Raw genomic sequence first — 24,457 nt, 5'->3', positions numbered from 1 at the left:
GGTCCGGGCATTTTTCATGGGTGGGTTCGCTGGCTCGATTCACGTTGGCTGCAGGCATGATTCGGCGATAATGCCGGAGTGCCATTGGCCGGCCAGCAGGATTGAACGCGGGACTGAACGCGGACCTGCGCACGGGGCAAGAGGCGTGGGACCAAAAACATAAATAAAGGCGCGGGCGCGACACGCCACGCGGGGAGAGGGATCGATGCGTTGGTTGAAACGGCTGACCTGGCTGGTATTGACGCTGGCGGTGCTGCTGCTGGTCTGCGCGTTTGGCGCTTATGTCTGGTATCGGCAGGCATCGCAGCCGCAGACCGCGGGCACGCTGAAGCTGCCCGGCTTGCGCGAAAGCGTATCGATCGTGCGGGACCGCCATGCCGTGCCGCATATCAAGGCGGCCAATGCACAGGATGCCTACTTTGCGCTAGGCTTCGTCCATGCGCAGGATCGGCTGTGGCAGTTGCAGATGAACAAGCGCATCGCGTCCGGCCGGCTGGCGGAAATCCTGGGGCCGAGCGCGCTGGATACCGACCGTTTCCTGCGTACCCTGGGCGTGCGGCGTAATGCCGAAGCCATCCTGGCCCAATCCTCCGCCGAGACCCGCGCCATGCTGCAGGCCTATGCCGATGGCGTGAATGCCTGTATCGATGGCCGCAAGGGGCCGTTGCCGCCGGAGTTCCTGATCTTGCGTACCCGGCCCGAGCACTGGGAGCCGGCCGATACGCTGGCCTGGCAGACCATGATGGCGTGGGACCTGGGCGGCAACTGGACCCAGGAGACGCTGCGCATGCGGCTGGCGCAGGTGCTGCCGGTGTCGCGCATCAACGAGCTGCTGGCGCCTTATCCTGGCGAGCGGCCGCTGCGTACCATGGATTACGGCAATCTCTACCGGCACCTGGCGCCGCTGGCCACGGCCATGGCGCGAGTCGAGCAGCAGGCGCCGGCGGGCTATGTGGAGGGCATGGGCTCGAACAACTGGGTGGTGTCGGGCGCCCATACCCGCTCGGGCAAGCCGCTGCTGGCCAATGATCCGCACCTCGGGCTGCAGGCGCCGGCGCTGTGGTACTTCGCCCAGATGCAGGCTCCCGGGCTGGATGTCACGGGCGCTACGCTGCCCGGCATGCCGGCGGTGGTGCTCGGGCATAACCAGCGCATCGCCTGGGGCTTCACCAATACCGCGCCGGATGTGCAGGATCTCTATATCGAGCGCTTGCAGCCTGGCAGCACGCAGCGTTACCAGACGCCGGACGGCTGGGCTGAGTTCGTCACGCGCACCGAGACCATCCACGTCAAGGGCGCACCCGACGTGACGCTGAACGTGCGTGAGACGCGCCATGGCCCGGTGATTTCGGATGCGGCCGAGCCGGTGGCGACGGCCGCGGCCCCGCTCGGGGCACAGTACGTGGTGGCCTTCCAGTGGACCGCGCTGCGTGCCGACGACCGGACCGTGCAGGCCGGGCTGGCGCTGAACCGCGCTACCGACTGGGCCAGCTTCCTGGCGGCGCTGCGCGATTTCCATTCGCCGCAGCAGAACATCGTCTACGCCGATGTCGACGGCAACATCGGCTTTATCGCGCCGGGCCGCGTGCCGCTGCGCCGCGCCGACAATGACCTGAAAGGGCTGGCGCCGGCCCCCGGCTGGGACGCGCGCTACGACTGGAGCGGCTTCATCCCCTTCGAGCAATTGCCGCGCAGCTTCAATCCGCCCGAGGGCGTGATCGCCACCGCCAACCAGAAGATCGTCGAGGACGACTACCCGTACTTCCTGACCAGCGAATGGACCGTGCCGTATCGCTACCAGCGCATCCGCACGCTGATCGACGCCACCGAGCGGCACACCTTGGACAGTTTTGGCGCGATCCAGAAAGACACGCTCTCGCTTGCCGTGCGCGATGCCTTGCCGCTGCTGCTGGCATCTCCCATTGCCAGCGACCCGGCGCTGCCGGAGCGCGAGCGCGCGCTGATCGCATCGCTGCGCAAATGGGATGGCGATATGCAGCCCGGGCTGTCCGAGCCGCTGGTCGCAACCGCATGGCTGCGCGAGCTGTCGCGCGTGCTGTTCGAGGACAAGGTCGGAGATACGCTGTTCAACCGCCTGTGGGAGCAGCGTAACGTGCAGCAGCCCATGCTCAACGTATTGCGCAATCCGCGGGGGCAAGGCACGTTCTGGTGCGACGACAGCACCACCCCGGCAACGGAGAGCTGCGACGATGCCGTGGCCAAAGCCTGGCGTCTCGCCATTGCCGACCTGGACCGGCGCTACGGCGACAAGCCTGAGCGCTGGCGCTGGGGCCAGGCGCACGCGGCCCGCTCCGAGCACAAGCCGTTCGGCAAGCAGCCTTACCTGTCGGGTTTGTTCAACGTCAAGGTGCCCAGTGGCGGCGACACCTACACGGTCAACGTGGGGCGCCACAACCTGCGTGACGAGGCGGCGCCGTTCGAGAGCGTGCACGCGGCCAGCCTGCGTGCCATCTACGACCTGTCGGACCTGGCCGAGTCGCGCTTCATGGATTCGACCGGGCAATCGGGCAACGTGACATCGACCCATTACCGCGACTGGACCGACAAGTGGGCCGCGGTGCAGTACATCACCATGGCGCCGGGCCGCCGCGCGCCGGGCAACGAGGCATTCGACACGCTGGTGCTGCAACCGGCCGGCAGGCGATGACGATGACCGGGGTGTCCATTCCAATTGGCTGCGTGTTGCTGGGCACCGTGCGCCCGTTTGGGCCCAAGGGCGTGCCTAGCGGCATCGACAAGCAGGCGGTGGACGGGGCGGTGCGCGTCACCGTGCTGGGGTTGGCTGGAGACGGGCAGGGCGACCCCAGGCACCATGGCGGCCCGGAAAAGGCCATTCACCACTACGCCTTCGATCACTATCCGGCCTGGCGCGAGGAACTCTCGCCGCTGTCCACGCAGGCGGCCGAGGTACTGGCACGGCCCGGCGCGTTTGGCGAGAACGTGAGCACCGCTGGCCTGACCGAGGCCGATGTCTGCATTGGCGATCGTTTTCGCCTGGGCGGGGCCTTGGTCGAGGTGTCGCAGGCGCGCCAGCCATGCTGGAAGCTGAACCATCGGTTCGGGCACGCCGGCATGGCGCGCGCGGTCCAGCAAAGCCTGCGCACGGGCTGGTACTACCGGGTGCTGGAAGAGGGCGGCCTGGAGCGGGGCGACAGCCTGGTGCTGGTCGAGCGGCCGTATCCGGACTGGAGCCTGCAGCGGCTGCTGCACGTGCTCTATGTGGATCGGCTGGATGCGGGCGCCCTGTGCGTCATGGCGACGCTGCCGGCACTGGCCGAGAACTGGCGCAAGCTTGCGCGCCAGCGGCTGGAGCGGCGCGAGGTGGAGGATATGGAGCCGCGGCTGGCAGGCGGCTGAAGCTACGCTTAAGCCGGCCACCGTGGGCGCAAGAGCCGGCCCTGGCTCAGCCCTGGCGGAAGCGCTTGCCTTTGCCCTCGCGCGTGATGCGTTCCCACACGGCCTGCTTTTCCTTGTCGTCCATGAAGACCCAGTTGCTGACTTCCATGGCGCTGCGCCCGCAACCCTGGCAGATCTCGTCGAACAAGGTCGAGCAGATGCCGATGCACGGGCTGTCCGGGCGGTCGAACAGGCTTTCGTCGCCGCGTGGTGAATTCGGCTGTGACCCCGGCTGCCCTTCGGTTGGCTGGGCGGATTGGCAGGAGTCTTGCGGGTTTGACGGCATGCGGCTGGGTGGCGGGGCGGATGGGCGCTCATTATAAACGGCTGGCCGCGCCGGCCTTGGCCGCCACCACGCCGGCATCGGTCAGGATGCCGGCGTCGCGCACCGGATCAGAACTTGTGGCGAATGCCGAGCGTTGCGCCAAACTGGTTCGCGCCAGCCTGAACGTACGCACTATCGGTCGGGCTGTTGTTGTTGAAGCCGTTCACGCTCAGGTTTGAGTTGCCCTTGTTCTTGACGTAAGACAGGGAAGCGTAAAGGTCGGTGCGCTTGGACAAGGCGTAATCCGCTGTCGCGACGAAGTCCCAAGGGTCGGCGCCGCTATTGCGGAAGTCCTGGTAGTACGCGGCGCCTGTCAGCGAGAATGCCGGGGTCAGCTGGTAGGCCAGGCCTGCCCAGTACAGGTTCGACCCGCCGTTGGTGAACTGGCCGCCGGGCAGCGAGGCGCCGTTGTAAGCCTTTGCCCAGCGGTAGCCCAGGAATGCCTTGGCAACGCCCAGCGTGTACGAGCCAGCCGCGGTGGCACGGCGAATCATCTGCGCACTGGCAGCCCCGGTGTTGTTCGCCTGGTCATAAGCCGCGCCCATCGCGAAGGGACCCGCCGCGTAGCTGGCCAGGAAGCTGTATTCGCGCCCGTTGGTGAAGGCTCCCGCCACCTCGTTGCCATTGTTGGTGAAGCTGTAGAGACCGGACACGGTCAGGCCGCCGAACGTGCCGGTGTACTTGCCGCTGTTGTCGGCACGCGAGCCAAATTCCGGCGCGGTCGAGGTAATGCCGTAGCGTGTCGAGATCGCCATCGGATCGTAGAGCAGGCCGAAGTCGAAGAACGGGGTCGTGTGGCGGCCCAGGGTGAACGTGCCGTACGGGCTTTGCAGGCCGACATAGGCTGCGCGCCCGAAGAGGCGGCCACCTTGCCCCGACGAGCCGGTGTCGAAGTTCACGCCGCTTTCCAGCACGAAGATGCCCTTCAGGCCGCCGCCGATATCCTCGACGCCGCGCATGCCCCAACGCGAGCCGGACTGATTGCCCGAGGTCAGCCGATAAGCGTTGCCGCCGGGAGCGCCAGCGGCTGTCGCGGAGGATTTGTTCGTGTATTCGAGGCCGGCATCCGCCACGCCATACAGCGTCACGCTCGACTGAGCATTTGCGCCGCCAGCGGCCAGGGCAGCCATTGTGGCGGCAAGCAATTTCATTCTCATTTCAACGATCTCCTCTAAGGTTCTTGGATTTTTCGAGCACGGCTGGTCCCGTGCCGATGTTCTTGCACAACCGCGAGCCGCTATCCGTGCGCCGTGCCGGTGGGCGTGCGTCCGCCAATCGTGGGCGGCACTTCGCCTGGGCCACGAACGCGTGTGCGTTCGGGCCCGGCAGGCTTGACGCGGCCTGTGTTTCGTCAGGTGTCAGGAGTGGAGTGCGGGGGAGCCGAGGTTGGCAGCCGCCGCGCCGGGCGCAGCGCGTTCACGCGCCATCAGGAAGACGATGGCGGCGGCGATCAGGTCGAACACTGCCAGCAGGACGAACAGCGGGCTGTAGCCGATATGCGTGACGGCGATGCCGAACAGCAGCGTGAACAGGGTCGCGCCCAGGTAGCCGCTCATGCCGGCCAGGCCGGTGGCTGTCGCCACTTCGTTCTTGCCGAACGCGTCTGACGTGATCGAGTAGAGCGCGCCCGACAAGGTCTGGTGGGCGAAGCCGCCGACGCACAACAGCGCGATGGCGCTGTACGGGCTGTCCACCAGGCCCACGCAGGCCGGACCGATCATCGCCAGGCAGCCGACCAGCATGACCAGCTTGCGCGAGGTAAACAGCGACACCTTGAGGTGCTTGTGGAACCACGGGCTGAGATAGCCCCCCAGCACGCAGCCGATGTCGGCGGCGAGGAAGGGCAGCCATGCAAACATCGCGATCTCCTTGATGTTCATATGGCGCTCGGTTGCCATGTAAAGCGGAATCCAGGCGTTGAAGGTCTGCCAGGCCGGCTCCGACAGGAAACGGGGAATCGCGATCGACCAGAAATTCCGGCTGCGCATGATCTCGAGCCAGCTTGCCTTGGCCATGTTGGCATCCTTGTGCTGCGCCTCCTGGCCGGCAAGGATGTACTCGCGTTCCTGGTCCGACAGGCGCTGCTGGTTCTTCGGATGCTTGTAGCAGAGCATCCAAAGCACGGTCCATGCCACGCCCAGCGCGCCGACGATGATGAAGGCCCGTTGCCAGCCGCCGTTCAGGATCGTCCACACGACCAGCGGCGGGGCGCACAGCGCGCCGATCGACGAGCCGATGTTGAACCAGCCGATGGCGATCGAGCGTTCCTTGGCGGGGAACCATTCCGTCGTCGCCTTTACGCCACCGGGGATGCCTGCGGCTTCGGCCAGGCCAAGCAGGCCGCGAAAGAACGCCAGGCCTTGCCAGCCTGAGGCCAATGCGGCGGCGGCGCATGCCAGCGACCACGCCAGCGCGAAGATGCCAAAGCCGATCTTGGTGCCGATGGCGTCCAGTACCAGGCCGGCGACCGGCTGCATCATGGCGTAGCAGACCTGCCAGGCCACGACCACATAGGAGTACTGCTGTGTCGTCATATGCAACTCCGACATCATTGTCGGTGCGGCAACGGATAGCGTATTGCGCGCCAGGTAGTTGACGATCAGGCCCATCGTGACCAGGCTGACCATCCACCAGCGCATGCCCTTTATGTGTTTCATCATGTCTCCTTGTATTTATGGGTTCGCGGCAAAGCCGTGTGACGCTTTGCGTCGTTCCCGATCCGGGTTGGCCCCAGGGCCAATCCACGCAGGTCAGCCGGCCAAAGCAAGCGGCCATTGATCCTCGGCGTGGGGCAGGGGCCGGAAATCAAGCTTCCTGGCTTACGCGTTACCTGTGCGCGCCGCCATGGCGCTGCGCCTCTGGCGTGAAATCGATGCTCGCGAAACTGCCGCCCTGGTACTGGCGGCCGATGGCATCGAGCGGGTTCGGGCCGGCGAGAATCTCTTCGGCGAAATCTTCGGCATTCTGCTTGGGCCGGTAGCGCAGGCGCGCCGCGCCGTCGTTGTTCCAGCAGCTGCGTGCATTGGCGGAGACGCCCCACACGACGAGGAAGCCAAGGTCAGGAACCGTGATGCCCTGCTCGATGAGATGCACGAGATCTTCGTGTCCCAGCCAAGTACTCAGATGCCGAAACTCTTGCGGCCTTTCCACGCAGCTGCCGATGCGCACGCAGACGCTCTCGATGCCGTGCTTGTCCCAGTACAGACGGGCAAGCCCTTCGCCCCACATCTTGCTCAAGCCGTAAAAGCCATCCGGGCGAAACTCGCAGTCGGTCGAGAGTTGCTGGTCCACCGGATACATGCCGATGGCGTGATTGGAGCTGGCGAACACGATGCGGCCGACTTTCTGGCGCCGCGCACCCTCATAGACCTCGACGAGCGCCCGCAGGTTGTTGTCGATGATCTCCGGCAGGGGGCGTTCGACACTCGTTCCAGCCATATGGATCAACACGTCGACACCGTCCAGCAGGCGGTCGACCACGGCCGGGTCGCACAAGTCGCCACGCATTACCTCTTCGCCCTCGGCGACTGGTGCGAGCGACTGCGAGTTGCCCGACGAGCGCAGGTCATAGCCTCGCGCCAGCAGGGCGGTCCGCAGCACGGTGCCCAACTGGCCACCGGCGCCGCTTAATGCAATCTTGGTCACGATATGAAATCTCCGTCTTGTTTGGTTTGGCCTGGCGTATGGAGCGCTCGCGCTCTGATCCCATGAAGAGTGCCAGCTGAACTGGCATCGCAATCATTCATGAGACGTCATACAACATGAGTTAAATTTATTTGTCCGACAAGTGCAAGTAAAGTAGGACAACTTTCTTAGGATTTCAAAGGCTTGTCAACGACAACAATGGGGAAATCGGGTTTACCCCCAACCGTAGATGGCGTAATGACCATATTTAAAAAGGAAATTGGCGTGCCGAACGGTTGATGGACCCCACATCCAGTATGTTAGTCTGACAGCTTGCGCAACAACCCATACGCCGGCCAGCCGGCGGAGCAGCAGGAGCAAGGTGTGGACGAATTGGTATTGACGGCAACCGACAGCGCCAGTCTTTCGGAGCAGGTTTGCAAGCTGATCATCGGAGCGATCCTGCGGGGAGAGTTTTCCGCAGACCAGAAGCTGCCGACGGAAGCCGATCTGGCCAGCCGTTACGCGGTATCCCGGACAACCGTGCGGGAGGCGCTGTCGCGCTTGCGATCCGAAGGCATCGTGGTCTCGCGGCGGGGATCCGGAAGCTATATCCAGCGCATGCCGGTACGCGGGCAGCCGGTCACGCCCCAGATCTCCAGCATCGCCGACATCGAGCACTACTATGCGTTCCGCCTTTGTGTGGAAGTCGGCGTGGCTGAGATTTCAGCGCAGATGCGCACCGATGCCGACATCGACGCCATTCGCGCCGCCTACGCCGCGCTGGACCGCACGCAGGAAAGCGAGACGTCGGGCGTGGAGGAGGATCTGCAGTTGCATCTGGCCATTGCGCGGGCATCTCACAATCCGTTCTTCGTGCCCACGGTCGAGCATGCGCTCGGCCCGATTCGCCAGTGCATGGAACTGGCCCGTAACCTGGGGCAGACGCGCAATCCCACGCGCTTCGAGCAGGTCCAGGCCGAGCATCTGGCGATCATCGAGGCGATTGCGCAGCGCTCGCCGACTCAAGCCTCGATCGCGATGCGCCGGCATATCGAGAATGCCAGGCGTCGAATCTTCGAGGGCGCCTGACTCATGGTCGTGAGCCGGCGCGCGTCCTGTCCAGGTGCGGCAGGGCCGTGCTGACCCATGTTGGGGCGCTCGCTCGCTCGATGTTGTATGGCAACTTTGCCTAAGTCCGGCAGCTCGGTCGTCTTTCGTAGGTGCCGTCACGAATCACGGTGCTTCGGCACCAATTTCAGATGGCAGGCTGGCACAAATGAGGTTCTCGATGCTCCCTATGTTGTAGGACATCATGTGTCTTGGGCTGAAGAGTGACGCGCCGATCGCGAAAGCCGCATCAGCCGGGCTGCCCCTGGGCGATGTTCCGCGGCTCGGCGTCGAGTTGTCGCGCCAGCTCATCCACCGCGCGCCGGATTGGCTGGCCGCTCCTGGCCACTTTGGCAAGCGTCAGTGCCCCTTGCCAGCCGCAGATCACCAGCCCCGCGAGCTCGGTGGCGCGTACCCGTGGGATCCCGCGCGCCGCGAAGGCATCGGCCAGCACGGCTTCCCATGCGGCAAAGGCCGCGTTGCCTGCCGATGCCACGCCCTCGGCCTCCGGGGCGATTTCCAGCAGGATGGTGGAGATCGGGCAGCCATCACGATAGTCGGACTGGGCCATCCAGCCGGCCATCAAGACGCCATAGGCCCGCACGATCGCCCCCGGCGAGTCGTGTTCCGCGCATAGCTGCGCGAGCGTCGCGCGCACCAGTTCACCGGCGTACACGATGACTTCCTCGGCGATCTGCTCCTTGCCTTTCGGGAAGTAGTGATAGAGCGAGCCCTTTGGCGCGCCGCTCAACGCAACGATGTCATTGGTGCCGCTGGCGGCGTAGCCATAGCGGCGAAAGAGCACGGCAGCGGCGCGGACGATCTTGTCCCGATGTTTGGCTTGAGCGGCCATGTGATGAAGTCCTCGGTCGTGGGAGGGGTTGATATCCTGCTGGAATTATATAGACTGGTCTACATTAAAAATAGTGGTTGAGCCATCACAGCCTCAACGATGCAACCAGGAGACACCACGATGACCAGCGCCACGGCCGAACGTGCCGACCTTCCCGCCGACCTTCCCGCGGGCTTCGTGCCACATTTTCGCCATAGTCCGCTGACCGACCCCTGGGAGCCGCTGTACTCGAGACGCACGGACCAGGCCATCGTGCTGGCGGTAAAGCTCGCCCGGGCTCACACCAACGCACGCGGCTTTGCCCATGGCGGACTGATCACGGCCCTGGCGGACAACGCCATGGGGCTGTCGTGCGGCATGCAATTCACCGAGCCGCGCAGCCTGGTCACCGTGAACCTGTCGATCGACTTCCTTAACGTCGCAAGGATCGGGCAGTGGCTGATGTTCGAAACGTCATTCACCAAGGTCGGCGGCACGCTGTGCTTTGCCCAGGCTTTCGTCACCGCCGACGGCGTGGCTTGCGCCAGGGCCAACGCGACGTTCCGGGCCATGCAGTGAGTTTTCTCCTTGAATCTTGATCAGGCAGGGTAATGCAATGACAGCAGATACGAGCAGCACCAGCGCGGCCACCGGCGCGGCCACCAGCGCGACCACCAACGGCGCCTATTCGCTGGACACGGTCAAGCGTGTCAACCAGAGCGCCGCCTTCAACCGGTGGCTGGGCTTCGAGGTGATCAGCGCGCAGGGCGGGGCGGCGGAGCTGCGCATGGCCTGGCACGACCAAGCCACGCAATACGCGGGATTCCTCCGTGCGGGCGTGATCGGCGCCCTGGTCGATACCGCCTGTGGATTCGCGGCCACCACGGTAGGGGGGCCGGTGATGGCTTCCCACTATTCGGTGAACTGCATGGCGCCGGCCGTGGGGCAGGCGTTCGTGGCGCGGGCCAGCGTGACCAAGGCCGGCAAGCGGCAGGTGTTTGCCAGGGCGGAAGTGTTCGCGGAGCAGGCCGGCGGCGCGCTTCGGCTGGTGGCCTCGGGCGAGGTCATCTTCGTGCCTGTCGAGCCGCAGACCGCCAAGCTGCCTGTGCCCCACGATTGAGATTCCTGGCTCGGCATCATTAGTGCAATTAACGGCCAGATATTTGCGCCCTACGACCCAACCGGTGCCGTCTCATGGGGTGCCGCAATTCGGGCCACGCGTGGCTTCGGCAGGCCAGGCGAGCCTGCAGGGCGAGCGGTAAGGCTTGAATGGAAAATGGCAGTCCGCTCGCTACGCGACCGGACTGCCATTCAAGCGGCGCGGACAGGGCGGGAGATGCTGGTCCACTCTGGCTCGTTGCAGATGGAGGTGGCTTCGAACAAGTCCCGGTGGCCGGCGCCGTGGCTGGAACTACGCAGCTACGCAACTACGCAGCCAAGGGCACGGCTCACCCGGTCAAGCGCAATCCAGCGTGAAACCCATGCCGCCACGTCAGCGTGCCTCAGAACGCGTCGCCGGGCACGCGCACCCATCCTTCCATCAGCACCCGGGCGCTGCGGCTCATGATGGCCTTGGTCACGGTCCATTCGCCATCGACCTGGCTGGCTTCGGCGCCCACCCGCAAGGTGCCCGAGGGATGGCCGAAGCGCACTGCGTTGCGCGCGCCGCCGCCGGCCGCCAGGTTCACCAGTGTGCCGGTGATGGCCGCCGCGGTGCCGATGGCGACCGCGGCCGTGCCCATCATGGCGTGATGCAGCTTGCCCATGGACAAGGCGCGCACGAGCAGGTCGACGTCGCCGGCGGCAACCTGTTTGCCGCTGGAGGCCACATAGTCGGCCGGCTTGGCGACAAAGGCGACCTTCGGCGTGTGCTGCCGGGTGGCGGCCTCATCGATATGTTTGATCAGGCCCATGCGCACCGCGCCGTGGGCGCGAATGGTCTCGAACATCGCCAGCGCCTTGGGGTCGCCGTTGATGGCGTCCTGCAGCTCGGTGCCTTTGTAGCCGATGGACTCCGCGTCCAGGAAGATGGTCGGAATGCCCGCATTGATCATGGTGGCCTTCAGCGTGCCAACGCCGGGAACCTCGAGATCGTCGATCAGGTTGCCGGTGGGGAACATGGCACCGCCGGCGCCGTCTTCCTCGGCCGCCGGATCCATGAACTCGAGCTGGACTTCGGCGGCGGGGAAGGTCACGCCGTCGAGTTCGAAGTCACCGGTTTCCTGCACGGCGCCATTGGTGATGGGTACGTGCCCGATGATGGTCTTGCCGATATTGGCCTGCCAGATGCGCACGATGGCCACGCCGTTGTGCGGGATGCGGCTGGGGTCGACCAGGCCGGCACTGATGGCGAAGGGGCCGACGGCGGCGGAGAGGTTGCCGCAGTTGCCGCTCCAGTCGACAAACGGCTGGTCGATGGAGACCTGGCCGAACAGGTAGTCGACGTCGTGATCGGGCTTGCTGCTTTTTGAGAGGATGACGGTCTTGCTGGTGCTGGAGGTGGCGGCACCCATGCCATCGATCTGCTTGCCGTAGGGATCGGGGCTGCCGATGACGCGCATCAGCAGCGCGTCGCGGGCGGCGCCCGGCACCTGCGCGGCTTCGGGCAGATCCTGCAGGCGGAAGAACACGCCTTTGCTGGTCCCGCCACGGATGTAGGTGGCGGGGATCTTGATCTGGGGTACGTGGGCCATGGAAAATTCGTCCTGATGAAAGCGGGCGGTACGTCGCCATACCGCCCGAACACGTTGCTGGTCGATGCGCCTGTGCGCGCTTACGCAGCGGCCTTCGACGATTCGAGGAAGTCCTGCGCGAAGCGCTGCAGCACGCCGCCGGCTTCGTAGATCGACACTTCTTCCGCGGTATCGAGGCGGCAGGTCACCGGCACTTCCACGCGCTCGCCGTTCTTGCGATGCATCACCAGGGTGAGATCGCAGCGCGGCGTGCGGTCGCCGATCACGTCGTAGGTCTCGGTGCCGTCGATGCCCAGCGTGGCGCGGTTGACACCAGGCTTGAACTCCAGCGGCAGCACGCCCATGCCGACCAGGTTGGTGCGGTGGATGCGCTCGAAGCCTTCGGCCACGATCGCCTCCACGCCGGCCAGGCGCACGCCCTTGGCGGCCCAGTCGCGCGAGGAACCCTGGCCGTAGTCGGCGCCGGCCACAACGATCAGCGGCTGCTTGCGGGCCATGTAGGTCTCGATGGCTTCCCACATGCGGGTGACCTTGCCCTCCGGCTCGATGCGGGCAAGCGAGCCCGGCTTGACCTTGCCGTCCACCACCACCATTTCGTTCTTCAGGGTGGGGTTGGCAAAGGTGGCGCGCTGCGCGGTCAGGTGGTCGCCGCGGTGGGTCGCGTAGGAGTTGAAGTCTTCTTCCGGCAGGCCCATTTTGGCCAGGTACTCGCCGGCGGCGCTATCGAGCATGATGGCGTTGGACGGCGACAGGTGGTCGGTGGTGATGTTGTCGCCCAGCACGGCCAGGGGCCGCATGCCGGTGAGCGCGCGTTCGCCAGCCAACGCGCCTTCCCAGTAGGGCGGGCGGCGGATGTAGGTGCTCATCTCGCGCCAGTCGTACAGCGGGCTGGCCTTTTCGCCGGTGTCGGCGGTCACGGCGAACATTGGCTCGTAGACCTTGCGGAACTGCGCTGGCTTCACGCTGGCGGCAACCACCGCGTCGATCTCTTCGTCGGACGGCCAGATGTCCTTCAACGTCACCGGCTTGCCATCGGCATCGGTGCCCAGCACATCCTTCTCGATATCGAAGCGGATGGTGCCGGCAATGGCGTAGGCCACCACCAGCGGCGGCGAGGCCAGGAAGGCCTGCTTGGCATACGGATGGATGCGGCCGTCGAAGTTGCGGTTGCCGGACAGCACGGCGGTGGCGTACAGGTCGCGGTCCACGACTTCCTTCTGGATCACCGGGTCCAGTGCGCCGGACATGCCGTTGCAGGAGGTGCAGGCATACGCCACCACCCCGAAGCCCAACTGCTCCAGTTCCGGCAGCAGGTTGGCTTCTTCCAGGTAGAGCGTCACCGCCTTGGAACCCGGCGCCAGCGAGCTCTTCACCCACGGCTTGCGGGTGAGGCCAAGCTTGTTGGCGTTGCGCGCCAGCAGCCCGGCGGCCACCATGTTGCGCGGGTTGTTGGTGTTGGTGCAGCTGGTGACGGCGGCGATGATCACCGCACCGTCCGGCATCAGGCCGGGCTCGTTCTCGACCTTGCCGCTGATGCCGCGCGCGGCCAGCTCGGAGGTGGGCACGCGCTTGTGCGGGTTGGATGGGCCGGCGATGTTGCGCACCACGGTGGACAGGTCGAACCTGAGCACGCGCGGGTACTCGGCGTTTTTCAGGCTGTCCGCCCAGAGGCCGGCTTCCTTGGCGTAGGTTTCCACCAGCTTGACCAGCGCATCGTCGCGGCCGGTGAGCTTGAGGTACTTGATGGTCTGCTCGTCGATGTAGAACATCGCGGCAGTGGAGCCAAACTCCGGCGCCATGTTGGAAATGGTGGCGCGGTCGCCCAGCGTCAGGTGGGTGGTGCCTTCGCCGAAGAATTCGAGGTAGGACGACACGACCTTTTCCTTGCGCAGGAATTCGGTCAGGGCCAGCACGGTGTCGGTCGCGGTGATGCCCGGCTGCGGCTTGCCGGTCAGCTCCACGCCGATGATGTCCGGCAGGCGCATCCAGGAAGCGCGGCCCAGCATCACGCTTTCGGCTTCCAGGCCGCCCACGCCGATGGCGATCACGCCCAGCGCGTCCACCATGGGGGTGTGGGAGTCGGTGCCGACCAGCGTGTCGGGGAAGGCCACGCCGTCTTTCACCTGCACCACCGGGCTCATGCGCTCGAGGTTGATCTGGTGCAGGATGCCGTTGCCCGGCGGAATCACGTCGACGTTCTTGAAGGCCTTCTTGGTCCAGTTGATGAAGTCGAAGCGGTCTTCGTTGCGGCGGTCTTCGATGGCGCGGTTCTTCGCGAACGCATCGGGATCGAAACCGCCGCACTCGACGGCCAGCGAGTGGTCCACCACCAGCTGGGTCGGCACGACCGGGTTGACCATGACCGGGTCGCCGCCCTGGGCGGCAATGGCGTCGCGCAGCCCGGCGAGGTCGACCAGCGCGGTCTGGCCCAGGATGTCATGGCAGACCACGCGCGCCGGGAACCAGGGAAAATCCAGTTCCTGCTTGCGTTCGATGATCTGCTTGAGGGAATCGGTCAGCGTAGCCGGGTCGCAGCGGCGCACGAGGTTCTCGGCCAGCACGCGCGACGTGTACGGCAGCTTGTCATAAGCGCCCGGCTGGATGGCGTCGACCGCGGCACGCGTGTCGAAGAAATCCAGCTGGGTGCCGGGCAGCGGTTTGCGGTTTGCAGTGTTCATTTTTTAGGGACGAAAGAGAGTCATGATCAGGGGGTAGTGGCCCAGCTTTGCGGCCAACTACCCCCTTCTCCCACGGGCGATGCAGGGGAGCAAACCGGCAGCCGGCTAGATTACTTGCGATCCTTGATCGGCACGAACTTCAGGTTTTCCGGGCCCGTGTAGTTGGCGCTGGGGCGGATGATCTTGTTGTCGATGCGTTGCTCGATGATATGCGCAGCCCAGCCCGAGGTGCGCGCGATCACGAACAGCGGGGTGAACATGGCGGTGGGCACGCCCATCATGTGATAGCTCACCGCGCTGAACCAGTCCAGGTTGGGGAACATCTTCTTGGCGTCCCACATGGTGGTTTCCAGGCGCTCGGCGATGTCGAACATCTTCATCGAGCCGGCATCCTTGGACAGGCGCCGCGCCACTTCCTTGATCACCTGGTTGCGCGGGTCGCCGGTGGTGTACACCGGGTGGCCGAAACCGATCACCACTTCCTTGTTCTCCACGCGGCGCGAGATGTCGATATGCGCCTCGTCCGGGCTGTCGTAGCGCTTCTGGATCTCGAACGCCACTTCGTTGGCGCCGCCGTGCTTGGGGCCGCGCAGCGCGCCGATGGCGCCGCAGATTGACGAGTACATGTCCGAGCCCGTGCCGGCGATCACGCGGCCGGCGAAGGTGGAGGCGTTGAACTCGTGCTCGGCGTACAGGTTGAGCGAGGTCTGCATGGCGCGCTCCCACAGCGCGGACGGCTTCTGGCCGTGCAGCAGGTGCAGGAAGTGCGCGCCGATGGTGTCGTCGTCGGTCTCGACTTCGATGCGCCGGCCATTATGGCTGTAGTGGTACCAGTACAGCAGCATGGAGCCCAGGCTGGCCATCAGGCGGTCGGCGATGTCGCGCGCACCTGGGGTGTTGTGGTCGTCCTTTTCCGGCAGCACGGTGCCGAGCACGGACACGCCGGTGCGCATCACGTCCATCGGGTGGGCGCTGGCGGGCACCCATTCGAGGGCGGCCTTGACGTTGGCGGGCAGGCCGCGCAGGGCCTTGAGCTTGGCCTTGTAGGCAGCCAGTTCGGCGCGGGTGGGGAGCTTGCCGTGCACCAGCAGGTGGGCGATTTCCTCGAATTCGCAGGTCTCGGCGATGTCGAGGATGTCGTAGCCGCGGTAGTGCAGGTCGTTGCCGGTACGGCCGACCGTGCACAGCGCGGTGTTGCCGGCGGTCACGCCCGACAGGGCGACGGATTTCTTCGGCTTCGGGGCGACTAGCGGTTGCGCTTCGGACATGGGGGAGTCTCCTTGGGGTTGCTGTGCTCGTGTGCTCGTGTGCACGTGTGCTGTTCGGGTGCTGCTGGTGGGCTTACTTGGCCTTGCCCTGGGCAAACAGGGCGTCCAGTTTTTGCTCATAGGCGTGATAGCCGATGCTTTCGTACAGCTCGGCGCGCGTCTGCATGGTATCGACCACGTTCTGCTGCGTGCCGTCGCGGCGGATTGCAGCGTACACGTTTTCGGCGGCCTTGTTCATGGCACGGAAGGCCGACAGCGGGTAGAGGACCATCGACACGCCGGCACCGCCCAGTTCCTCGGTGGTGAACAGCGGCGTAGCGCCAAATTCGGTGATGTTCGCCAGCACCGGCACCTTCACGGCGTCAACGAACTTGCGGTACATGGCCAGGTCGGTCATGGCCTCCGGGAAGATGGCGTCGGCGCCGGCTTCCACGCAGGCCACGGCCCGCTCGATGGCCTTGTCCAGGCCTTCCACGGCCAGTGCGTCGGTGCGGGCCATGATGACGAAGTTCTCGTCGGTACGGGCATCGACGGCCGCCTTGATGCGGTCGGCCATTTCTCCCTGCGAGACGATTTCCTTGCCCGGGCGGTGGCCGCAGCGCTTGGCGCCGACCTGGTCTTCGATATGCATTGCGCCCGCGCCGAACTTGATCAGCGACCTGGTGGTGCGCGCCACGTTGAAGGCGGAGGCGCCAAAGCCGGTGTCCACGTCGACCAGCAGCGGCACATCACACACGTCGGTGATGCGGCGCACGTCGGTCAGCACGTCGTCCAGGTTGGAGATGCCCAGGTCCGGCAGGCCGAGTGAGCCCGCGGCCACGCCGCCGCCAGACAGGTAGATGGCGCGGTAGCCCGCACGCTTGGCCAGCAGGGCATGGTTGGCATTGATCGTGCCGACGACCTGCAGGGGATGCTCATCGGCCAGGGCCTGGCGGAAACGGGCGCCGGCGGAGCGGGCGAGGTCGGAAGTGGAGAAGGTCATGATCATCGCTTTAGGAGTGGACGGCTGATAAGCGCAAGGGGTGTGCCAGCCTGTTTTTGGCTGCGCATCGCGCCTCACGCAGGAGCGCGGGCGTAGGGCGGCACCCTTGCCAGGCCTGGGCTGGCGGCGATTCCCGAGGCTTCGCGGCCGGCCCCTGCGTTGCGTCGCTGACGCGTGATGAATTTCAAAATTGAAAGAATTGCTTTTCAATATTGAAATGCAATCCGTGGGGGCGCACAATCTCAAGATTAGCGCCATCCGGCGTATCTGCAGCGTTTTCCATCTCCATGCAATCCGGCATCCTCTCGCCCATTCCCCCCACCGGCGGCACCACGCCGGCCCGCCCGCGGATCTGGGCGATCGGCATTAGCCGCCTGTCCCGGGCCTTTGCCGACCTGATCCCGGCCTACGCCGCGCAGGCCGAGTTCCGCATCTTGGGCAAAGGCTACGCGGCGGCTGCCAGCGCCGTCGCCCGCGAAGCGCGCGAGGGCAGGCTCGATGCCGTGGTGGCGGGCGGCTCCAATGGCGCCTACCTGCGCCAGCACGTCGATGTGCCAGTGGTGCTGGTCAAGGTGACCGGCTTCGATGTGATGAGCGCGCTGGCGACGGCGCGGCGCATCTCGCCGAAGGTGGCGCTGGTGACGCACGCCGCCACCTATCCGGAGGTGGATGAGTTCGTGCGGTCTTTTTCGCTGTCCATCCCAGCTTACACGTACCTGACCGAGGACGATGCCGCGGCCCGCGTGAAGGCCCTCAAGCAGGAGGGCGTCAAAGTGGTGGTGGGGCCGGGCATGGTGACCGACCTGGCGGACAAGATCGGCCTGATCGGCGTGTTCCTGTACTCAGGCAATTCGGTGCGGGGTGCGCTGGAGGATGTGATCGAAGCGGCTCGCTTGCGCCGCATCGAGTCCGGCCGGCGCGACTACGTCAACACCATCCTGGCTCACCTGAACGAAGGCGTGGCCGCAGTCGACGCGGACGGGCGCATCCAGACTTACAACCCGGCCATGGAGCGTTTTCTCGGCACGGCGCCGGCCGCTGCGCTGGGCCGCAAGCTGCAAGCGCTGGCCCCCGCGCTCTCGCTCGATGGCGTGATGCAGAGCGGCAGCAAGGAACTCGAAGCCATCCACAAGCTTGGCGACAAGATGGTGGTGGTCAACCGCATCCCCATCGTCACCGAGAGCGGCGCCACCGGCGCGGTGCTGACGCTGCAGGATGCCAATGCCATCCATCGGGTCGACCGCAACCTGCGCTCGCGCAGCCGCGCGAGGCCGGCTGGCGTGCGCTACAGCCTGGACGACCTCGCTGGTGCTTCCCCGGCCATGCATCACCTGCGCGAACTGGCGCGGCGCTATGCGGCGGTGGATTCCACCGTGCTGGTGGGCGGCGAAAGCGGCACCGGCAAGGAGGTGCTGGCCCAGGGCATGCACGACGCCAGCCCGCGCCGCGTATTCCCGTTCGTGGCGGTCAATTGCGCGGCGTTCCCCGAGACGCTGCTGGAAAGCGAGCTGTTCGGCTACGAAGAGGGCGCCTTTACCGGCGCACGCCGCGGCGGCAAGGCGGGCTTGTTCGAGTCCGCCCACAATGGCACGCTGTTCCTGGACGAGGTGGGCGATATGCCGCCCGCGCTGCAGACCCGCTTGCTGCGTGTGCTGCAGGAAAAACAGGTGCTGCCGATCGGCGGCCTGGATGCCGTGCCGGTCAATGTGCGGGTGATTGCCGCCACGCACCGCAACCTGGGCGAGCTGGTCCGGCAGGGCAGCTTCCGCCAGGATCTCTACTACCGCCTCAATATCCTGCGCATCGAGATGCCGCCGCTGCGCGAGCGCGCCGGCGACCTGCCCGAGCTGGCGGAACTGCTGTACCGCCGTGCCCAGGAACGCCTGGGGCAGCCGGCGCCACAGCCGCTGCCGCAAGCGGTGCGGGCGAGGCTGGCGGGCTATGCCTGGCCGGGCAATATCCGCGAGCTGGAAAACGTGACCGAACGCATTGCCGTGCTGGTGGCGGGGCGCAAGCTGGCGCCCCGGGATTTGCTCGATGAATTGCAGGCGGCGGCGCCGGAGTTGTTTGGCCCGGAGCCGCAGGGTGATCCTGCGCCGCTGGCTGGCGGCTTGCGCGGCGCGGTGGCCAAGGGTAGTGCGGGTGGTACGGGAGGTGACGATCCGACTGAGGCGGGCTCGCTCGCCGGCGTGGCACGCACCAGTCAGGCCGAGCATATCCGGCGCGTGCTGGCGCAATGCGGGGGCAACCGTGCCGCAGCCTGTCATCAGTTGGGCATCAGCGCCACGACCCTGTGGCGGCGCCTGAAAGAGGCGCCGTAGCCATGTCACGGCTGCGCCACGTGCCGTGACACGACGGGCTGCGGTGTCAGCCCCTTGGCCGCCAGCCAGTCCGCATTGAACAGGCGCCCGGCATACAGGTCGCCGCGGTCGCACAGCAGGGTGACGATGGTGTGGCCCGGCCCCATCTCACGGGCCAGCCAGGCCGCCGCCGCCACATTGATGCCGGACGAGCCGCCCACCCATAAGCCTTCCTCGCGCAGCAGCCGGTAAACCATGTCGACGCAAGCCTGGTCGTCGATCCGGACCGCATCGTCGATCGGGGTGTCCGCCAGGTTGGCGGTGACGCGGCTGGAGCCGATCCCCTCGGTGATGGAGTTGCCCTTGGCCTTGACCTCGTGGTGCTTGACGAAGTGGTACAGCCCGCTGCCGTGCGGATCGGCCAGCACGATGCGCACGGGTGGGTTGCGCTCCTTCTCCTTCAGGAAACGCGCGACGCCGGCCAGCGTGCCGCCGGTGCCGGTGGCACAGACAAAGGCATCGATCTTGCCGGCGGTGTCGTGCCAGATTTCCGGACCGGTGGTTTCGTAGTGCGCCTGCCGATTGGCCAGGTTGTCGAACTGGTTCGCCCAGATGGCGTTTTCCGTCTCCTGGGCCAGGCGCCCGGCCACCTTCTGGTAGTTGTTGGGGTCGGCGTAGGGCGCCGCTGGCACCGGGCGCACCTCGGCGCCGAGCAGCCGCAGGCGGTCCATCTTTTCCGGGGACTGGGTGTCGGGGATCACCACGATGCAGCGGTAGCCGCGCGCGGCGCACAGATGCGCCAGGCCGATGCCGGTATTGCCGGCGGTGCCTTCCACCACGGTCCCGCCGGGCTTGAGCGCGCCGCGCCGCTCGGCGTCGCGGATGATGTAGAGCGCCGCCCGGTCCTTGACCGAGCCGCCCGGATTCAGGAACTCAGCCTTGCCGAGGATTTCGCAACCGGTCTCCTCGCTCAGGCCTGCCAGCCGGATCAGCGGTGTATGGCCGATGGTGCCGACGAAACCATCCTTGACGTCCATGATGCACTCCGCGCGTTGCGCTCCGGATGGATCGGAGCGTCACTCAGAGTGATAGATCGGCGTTGGGGGAATGACAAGGCGTGCCGGGAAACCCGCATGGCGCACGGGTTCGGCTTGGGCTGGAAAAGCGGGTTTTGCGCGACGTTGGGATAGCGGCGCCAGGGTGGCCGTCAGGCAGCGTTCAGCCACCGGAAATTGATGTCGCCCTCAAGAAATTCCTGCCGGGTGGCGTGAAAGTCACGCACATACTCGCTGTTGAGGTGCGATTCCAGCGCATGCCTGGAATTCCACTCCATGTAGAGCACGAACACCTCGGCATCCTCGGCGTCTTCTCCCACGTGATAGCGCAGGCAGCCGGGCTCCATGGCGCCGCGCAGGCGCAGCGCGGCCAGCTTGGCAACCAGGACCTCACGGCGGTGAGCCTTGGCGCGCGCAATTCCGACAAGCGTGTACGTTGTGGACATGGTGTGAACGGCAAGCGTGTGGCGCGCCATTGTAGCCGTGCGGCGGGGCCCTGGGCTGAATGTCCGAGGGCATTGGCCGGATAATTTAGACGGGTTGACAAGTCCCCGCCCGGGCGATAGCGGTGCGGCCAGCGGTCCCGGCAGGGGCTGGCTGGCGATCCATCGCCCCGCTAGTCCTGCCGTGCCTGCCGTGTGATGACCTGCCCGTTGCGCGCCCCGCTATGCGCGCCGTACTGCCAGGTAATGGCGCCGTTGACGATCACGGCGCCGATGCCTTCGGCCGGGCGGGTGGGGGTTTCGTAGCTGGCGGCATCGCGCACGTTCTCGGCATTGAAGACGACGATATCGGCATGGTGGCCCACCTCCAGCGTGCCGCGTTGATGCAGGCCGAAGTTGCGCGCCGTCAGCCCGGTCATCTTCCAGACCGCCGTTTCGAGCGGGAACAGCCCGATCTCGCGGCAGTAGTGGCCGAGTACGCGTGGGAAGGTGCCCCACAGGCGCGGATGCGGGCTTGCGCCAACGGGAATGCCGTCGGAGCCGATCATGGTGTCGTCGAAGGCGAGGATGCGCTGGACGTCGTTTTCGTCCATCAGGAAGTAGACCGCGCTGCCGGGCTGCAGGCGGCGCGCCGCCTCGTCCTTGGCCACGCCCCATTCCCTGGCGATGTCGTCGAGGTCGCGGCCCGCGCATTCGGGGTGCGGCTGGCTGGCGGAGATCAGCACCCGGCCTTCGAGCATGCCGCGGTCGGTGCGGATCATGGTGGAGCCGGCCGTGTACGGGTAGCAGTCGAGCGAGACGCACTGGTGCTTCATGGTTTCACGGATGAAGGGCAGCGTGACCCGGCTCCTGCCGAAGTTCGCCGTGTTCTGCACCTTGTGGTGCGACACCACCACCGGCACGCCGAGCTCGCGGCCAATGCGGAAGGTTTCTTCCAGCGACTGCATGACATGGTCGGACTCGTCGCGCATATGCGTCACGTACAGCGCCTTGCGCGCGCTGAGTGGCCGGCAGACCTCGATGATTTCCTCGGTCGTCGCCTTGGCGGCGGGCGGGTAGAAGGTGCCGGTCGACAGGCCGATCGCGCCGGCTTGCATGGCTTGCTCGACCAGTGCCCGCATGGCGGCAATCTCTTCGGCATTGGCGGGCCGGTCGAGCGCCGGCATGGTGACCGCGCGCAAGGTCGAATGCCCGACCATCGCCGCCACGTTGACCGAGCTTGGCGTGGCGCGCAGCGCATCGAGGTAAGCCGCGAAGGTGGTGAAGCGGCCCTCGGCCGGCGAGTCGATCAGGCTTAGCGGCATGGGCAGGTCCATGTCCGCGCGCAACGGGGCGGCGCTGATGCCGCAGTTGCCGGCGATCACGGTCGTGACACCCTGTGAGACCTTGAAGGGCATGGTGGCCTGGGACAGCACGGCCTGGTCGTCATGCGTGTGCGCGTCGATGAAGCCCGGGGCGACGATCTGGCCCGACGCGTCCAGCGTCCGGTCGGCCGTGTGCCCGGTTAGATTGCCGATCGCCGCGATGCGGCCCCCGCGCACGCCGATATCGGCGCTGAAGCGGGGGGCCTTGCTGCCGTCGATCACGGTGCCGCCAGCGATCAGCAGGTCGTAGTGCGTGGAATCAGGATTGGACATCGGGTTCCTTTTTTGGGTCTGCAGCGAGTCGGTCAGCGGGTCAGCGAGTCGGCGGGTCAGCGGAAGTGGCAGGCGACCTGATGCCCGCCGCCGGCGGAGGGCCGTTCGGTGAGGGCGGGCGCCTGTTCCTTGCATATGGCTTGCGCCAGCGGGCAGCGTGTGTGAAAGCGGCAGCCCGGCGGCGGGTTGGCCGGGCTCGGCGGGTCGCCTTGCAGCAGCAGGCGCCGGGCCGGCGTGCGCGGATTGGGCACTGGCACCGCGGACAGCAGGATCTCCGTGTACGGGTGGCGCGGCGCGCTGAACAGCGTGTCGCGGTCGGCCAGCTCCACGATCTGGCCGAGGTACATCACAGCGACCCGGTGGCTGATATGGCGCACCACCGCCAGGTCGTGCGCAACGAACAGGTAGGCGATGCCGAGTTCGGCCTGCAGGTCCATCAGCAGGTTGACCACCTGCGCCTGCACCGAGACGTCGAGCGCCGACACCGGCTCGTCGCAGACGATCAGCTTGGGGTTGAGCGCGAGCGCGCGCGCGATGCCCAGCCGCTGCCGCTGGCCGCCCGAGAATTCGTGAGGGAATTTCCTGGCCGCCTCCGGGCGCAGCCCGACCTTGGCAAACAGCCACTGCACGCGTTCGCTGCGCTCGGTGCGCGAGCGCATGCCGAAATTGCGCAGCGGCTCGCTGACGATCTCGCCCGCCGTCAGGCGCGGGCTTAGCGAAGCGTAGGGGTCCTGGAAGATGATCTGCAGATCCCGCCGGCGCAGGCGCATGGCGTTTGCCGACAGGCCCAGCAGCTCCTCGCCATCGAGTTGCACCGAGCCGGAGGTGGGCTCGACCAGGCGCAGCACCGACTTGGCGGTGGTGGTCTTGCCGCAGCCGGATTCGCCAACCAGCGAGAGCGTCTCGCCGCGCTCGACGGTGAAGGACACGCCGTCCACCGCCTGGATGGGCGGCTTGCGCGGCGCCAGCCAGCGCTGCGGCGCGATGTAGTGCTTCTTGAGCCGGTCGACCTTGAGCAGGGGAGAGGGCGGGACAGTGGGGGTGCTCATGCGATGGCTTCCTGGGCTGGCTGGTTGCATTCGATGCGGCCTTCCTCGACCGCGAAGCAGGCCACCGCATGGTCTGCGCCGTGGCGCGTGAGTTGCGGGATTTCGCGCGCGCAGCGCGTGTCGGCATGCGGGCAGCGCGCCGCGAACGCGCAGCCGCGGCGCGCTTGCTGCGGCGATGGCACTAGCCCGGGGATTTCGGCCAGGCGCTGGCTGCTGGTGTTCATCGAAGGCATCGAGGCCATCAGCGCGCGGGTGTAGGGGTGCAGCGGGCGGTCGAACAGATCGATGACGCTGGCTTCCTCGACCTTGCGCCCGGCGTACATCACGATCACGCGGTCGCAGCACTCCGCCACCACGCCGAGGTCGTGCGTGATCATCACTACCCCCATGCCTAGTTCTTTCTGCAAGCGGCGGATCAGGTCCAGGATCTGGGCCTGGATGGTGACGTCGAGCGCGGTGGTGGGCTCGTCGGCGATCAGCACCTCCGGGTTGCAGGCCAGCGCCAGTGCGATCATCACGCGCTGGCGCATGCCGCCGGAGAGCTGGTGCGGGTATTCGTTGACGCGGCGCTCGGGCTCGGGGATCTGCACCAGCCGCAGCATTTCCGCTGCGCGCTTCAGCGCATCGGCACGGCTTGCGCCTTGGTGCAGCTGCACCGTCTCGGCAATCTGGCGGCCGATCGTGAGCACCGGGTTCAGCGAGGTCATCGGCTCCTGGAAGATCATCGAGACACGGTTGCCGCGGATACGGCGCATCTCGCGCTCGCTGAGTTGCAGCAGGTCGATGCCGCGCAGCCGCACGGCGCCGCGCATGCGTGCCGGCGGCGTGGGCAGTAGCCGCATGATCGACAGCGCGGTCACGCTCTTGCCGCAGCCGGACTCGCCGACCACGCCAAGCGTCTGGCCGGCGCGCACGGTGTACGAGACGCCGTTGACCGAGCGGGCCGGGCCGGTGAGCGTGTCGAAATGGGTGTGCAGGTCGTCCACCTCGAGCAACGGCTCCCCGGTGGGCAGGGCAACGCGGGACATTGTCGTCGTCATTGGT

20 protein-coding genes are annotated in these 24,457 nt (G+C 66.3%); 6 read left to right on the top strand and 14 right to left on the bottom strand.

The genetic code is table 11. The annotated features are described in order from the left end of the window. Nucleotides 1-205: 205 nt before the first annotated feature. Together RR42_RS11325 and RR42_RS11320 are read left to right on the top strand one after the other, a co-directional pair. On the top strand, nucleotides 206-2,668 hold the full coding sequence (locus RR42_RS11325) for a penicillin acylase family protein (protein ID WP_043346733.1): 2,463 nt from the start codon (nucleotides 206-208) through the stop codon (nucleotides 2,666-2,668). Between the two features lie 2 nt (nucleotides 2,669-2,670). Beyond that, nucleotides 2,671-3,378 (top strand): MOSC domain-containing protein, encoded by a 708-nt coding sequence (locus tag RR42_RS11320; protein WP_082054875.1) that lies wholly within the window; start codon nucleotides 2,671-2,673, stop codon nucleotides 3,376-3,378. A 46-nt stretch (nucleotides 3,379-3,424) separates the two neighbouring features. Here the strand turns inward: RR42_RS11320 and RR42_RS11315 are convergent, their stop codons facing one another. From RR42_RS11315 to RR42_RS11300, 4 genes are all read right to left on the bottom strand, one after another. Further along, nucleotides 3,425-3,610, bottom strand: coding sequence for a DUF1289 domain-containing protein (locus RR42_RS11315; protein WP_043351928.1), 186 nt, complete (start codon nucleotides 3,608-3,610; stop codon nucleotides 3,425-3,427). 200 nt (nucleotides 3,611-3,810) lie between these two features. Beyond that, a complete protein-coding gene (locus tag RR42_RS11310; protein WP_043346725.1) occupies nucleotides 3,811-4,899 on the bottom strand; it encodes a porin in 1,089 nt (362 codons plus the stop codon). A 201-nt stretch (nucleotides 4,900-5,100) separates the two neighbouring features. Beyond that, nucleotides 5,101-6,399: an MFS transporter gene (locus RR42_RS11305; protein WP_043346722.1), complete on the bottom strand. Its 1,299-nt coding sequence runs from the start codon at nucleotides 6,397-6,399 to the stop codon at nucleotides 5,101-5,103. Between the two features lie 169 nt (nucleotides 6,400-6,568). After that, a complete protein-coding gene (locus tag RR42_RS11300; RefSeq protein ID WP_043346720.1) occupies nucleotides 6,569-7,387 on the bottom strand; it encodes an NAD-dependent epimerase/dehydratase family protein in 819 nt (272 codons plus the stop codon). 312 nt (nucleotides 7,388-7,699) lie between these two features. On the opposite strand from RR42_RS11300, the gene RR42_RS11295 reads away from it, so the two are divergent. Beyond that, on the top strand, nucleotides 7,700-8,458 hold the full coding sequence (locus RR42_RS11295) for a FadR/GntR family transcriptional regulator (RefSeq protein WP_330218475.1): 759 nt from the start codon (nucleotides 7,700-7,702) through the stop codon (nucleotides 8,456-8,458). 268 nt (nucleotides 8,459-8,726) lie between these two features. Here RR42_RS11295 and RR42_RS11290 read toward each other — a convergent pair whose 3' ends face one another. Beyond that, nucleotides 8,727-9,329, bottom strand: coding sequence for a TetR/AcrR family transcriptional regulator (locus tag RR42_RS11290; RefSeq protein ID WP_043346717.1), 603 nt, complete (start codon nucleotides 9,327-9,329; stop codon nucleotides 8,727-8,729). Between the two features lie 120 nt (nucleotides 9,330-9,449). Here RR42_RS11290 and RR42_RS11285 point away from each other — a divergent pair, with 120 nt between their 5' ends. Both RR42_RS11285 and RR42_RS11280 read left to right on the top strand, forming a co-directional pair. Next, nucleotides 9,450-9,887, top strand: a complete 438-nt coding sequence (locus tag RR42_RS11285; RefSeq protein ID WP_043346715.1) for a PaaI family thioesterase — start codon at nucleotides 9,450-9,452, stop codon at nucleotides 9,885-9,887. A gap of 37 nt (nucleotides 9,888-9,924) precedes the next feature. Next, the gene (locus RR42_RS11280; protein WP_082054873.1) at nucleotides 9,925-10,428 is read left to right on the top strand and encodes a PaaI family thioesterase; all 504 of its coding nucleotides are present in this window, start codon (nucleotides 9,925-9,927) and stop codon (nucleotides 10,426-10,428) included. Nucleotides 10,429-10,810: 382 nt separating this feature from the next. Here RR42_RS11280 and prpF read toward each other — a convergent pair whose 3' ends face one another. The 4 genes from prpF to prpB form a co-directional block, all read right to left on the bottom strand. Next, nucleotides 10,811-12,001, bottom strand: a complete 1,191-nt coding sequence (gene prpF / locus RR42_RS11275) for a 2-methylaconitate cis-trans isomerase PrpF (RefSeq protein ID WP_043346713.1) — start codon at nucleotides 11,999-12,001, stop codon at nucleotides 10,811-10,813. Nucleotides 12,002-12,081: 80 nt separating this feature from the next. Next, the gene (gene acnD, locus RR42_RS11270) at nucleotides 12,082-14,679 is read right to left on the bottom strand and encodes a Fe/S-dependent 2-methylisocitrate dehydratase AcnD (RefSeq protein ID WP_043346710.1); all 2,598 of its coding nucleotides are present in this window, start codon (nucleotides 14,677-14,679) and stop codon (nucleotides 12,082-12,084) included. 110 nt (nucleotides 14,680-14,789) lie between these two features. Then, entirely contained in the window at nucleotides 14,790-15,947 is a 1,158-nt protein-coding gene (gene prpC, locus RR42_RS11265; RefSeq protein WP_043346707.1) for a bifunctional 2-methylcitrate synthase/citrate synthase, read from the bottom strand. Nucleotides 15,948-16,020: 73 nt separating this feature from the next. Beyond that, nucleotides 16,021-16,929 carry a methylisocitrate lyase gene (gene prpB, locus RR42_RS11260; RefSeq protein WP_043351920.1) on the bottom strand — a complete coding sequence of 303 codons (909 nt, stop codon included), beginning with the start codon at nucleotides 16,927-16,929 and terminating at the stop codon, nucleotides 16,021-16,023. A 287-nt stretch (nucleotides 16,930-17,216) separates the two neighbouring features. Here prpB and prpR point away from each other — a divergent pair, with 287 nt between their 5' ends. Next, nucleotides 17,217-19,250 (top strand): propionate catabolism operon regulatory protein PrpR, encoded by a 2,034-nt coding sequence (gene prpR / locus RR42_RS11255; protein WP_173430680.1) that lies wholly within the window; start codon nucleotides 17,217-17,219, stop codon nucleotides 19,248-19,250. 5 nt (nucleotides 19,251-19,255) lie between these two features. Here the strand turns inward: prpR and RR42_RS11250 are convergent, their stop codons facing one another. The 5 genes from RR42_RS11250 to RR42_RS11230 form a co-directional block, all read right to left on the bottom strand. Beyond that, nucleotides 19,256-20,266, bottom strand: coding sequence for a cysteine synthase A (locus tag RR42_RS11250; protein WP_043346704.1), 1,011 nt, complete (start codon nucleotides 20,264-20,266; stop codon nucleotides 19,256-19,258). Between the two features lie 170 nt (nucleotides 20,267-20,436). Further along, nucleotides 20,437-20,730 carry a putative quinol monooxygenase gene (locus RR42_RS11245; RefSeq protein WP_006160712.1) on the bottom strand — a complete coding sequence of 98 codons (294 nt, stop codon included), beginning with the start codon at nucleotides 20,728-20,730 and terminating at the stop codon, nucleotides 20,437-20,439. Between the two features lie 170 nt (nucleotides 20,731-20,900). Beyond that, nucleotides 20,901-22,364 (bottom strand): N-acyl-D-amino-acid deacylase family protein, encoded by a 1,464-nt coding sequence (locus RR42_RS11240; RefSeq protein ID WP_043346701.1) that lies wholly within the window; start codon nucleotides 22,362-22,364, stop codon nucleotides 20,901-20,903. Nucleotides 22,365-22,420: 56 nt separating this feature from the next. Beyond that, nucleotides 22,421-23,413, bottom strand: coding sequence for an ABC transporter ATP-binding protein (locus tag RR42_RS11235; RefSeq protein WP_043346697.1), 993 nt, complete (start codon nucleotides 23,411-23,413; stop codon nucleotides 22,421-22,423). Beyond that, nucleotides 23,410-24,453 carry an ABC transporter ATP-binding protein gene (locus RR42_RS11230; RefSeq protein WP_043346694.1) on the bottom strand — a complete coding sequence of 348 codons (1,044 nt, stop codon included), beginning with the start codon at nucleotides 24,451-24,453 and terminating at the stop codon, nucleotides 23,410-23,412. Before RR42_RS11230 ends, RR42_RS11235 begins: the two co-directional genes overlap by 4 nt. Nucleotides 24,454-24,457 lie beyond the last annotated feature (4 nt).

The sequence above is a fragment of the Cupriavidus basilensis genome (genome assembly GCF_000832305.1).
GTDB classification, from domain to species: domain Bacteria; phylum Pseudomonadota; class Gammaproteobacteria; order Burkholderiales; family Burkholderiaceae; genus Cupriavidus; species Cupriavidus basilensis_F.
The sequence above is the reverse complement of the archived record's forward strand: the minus strand, read 5'-3'. Positions and strand labels throughout refer to the sequence as shown.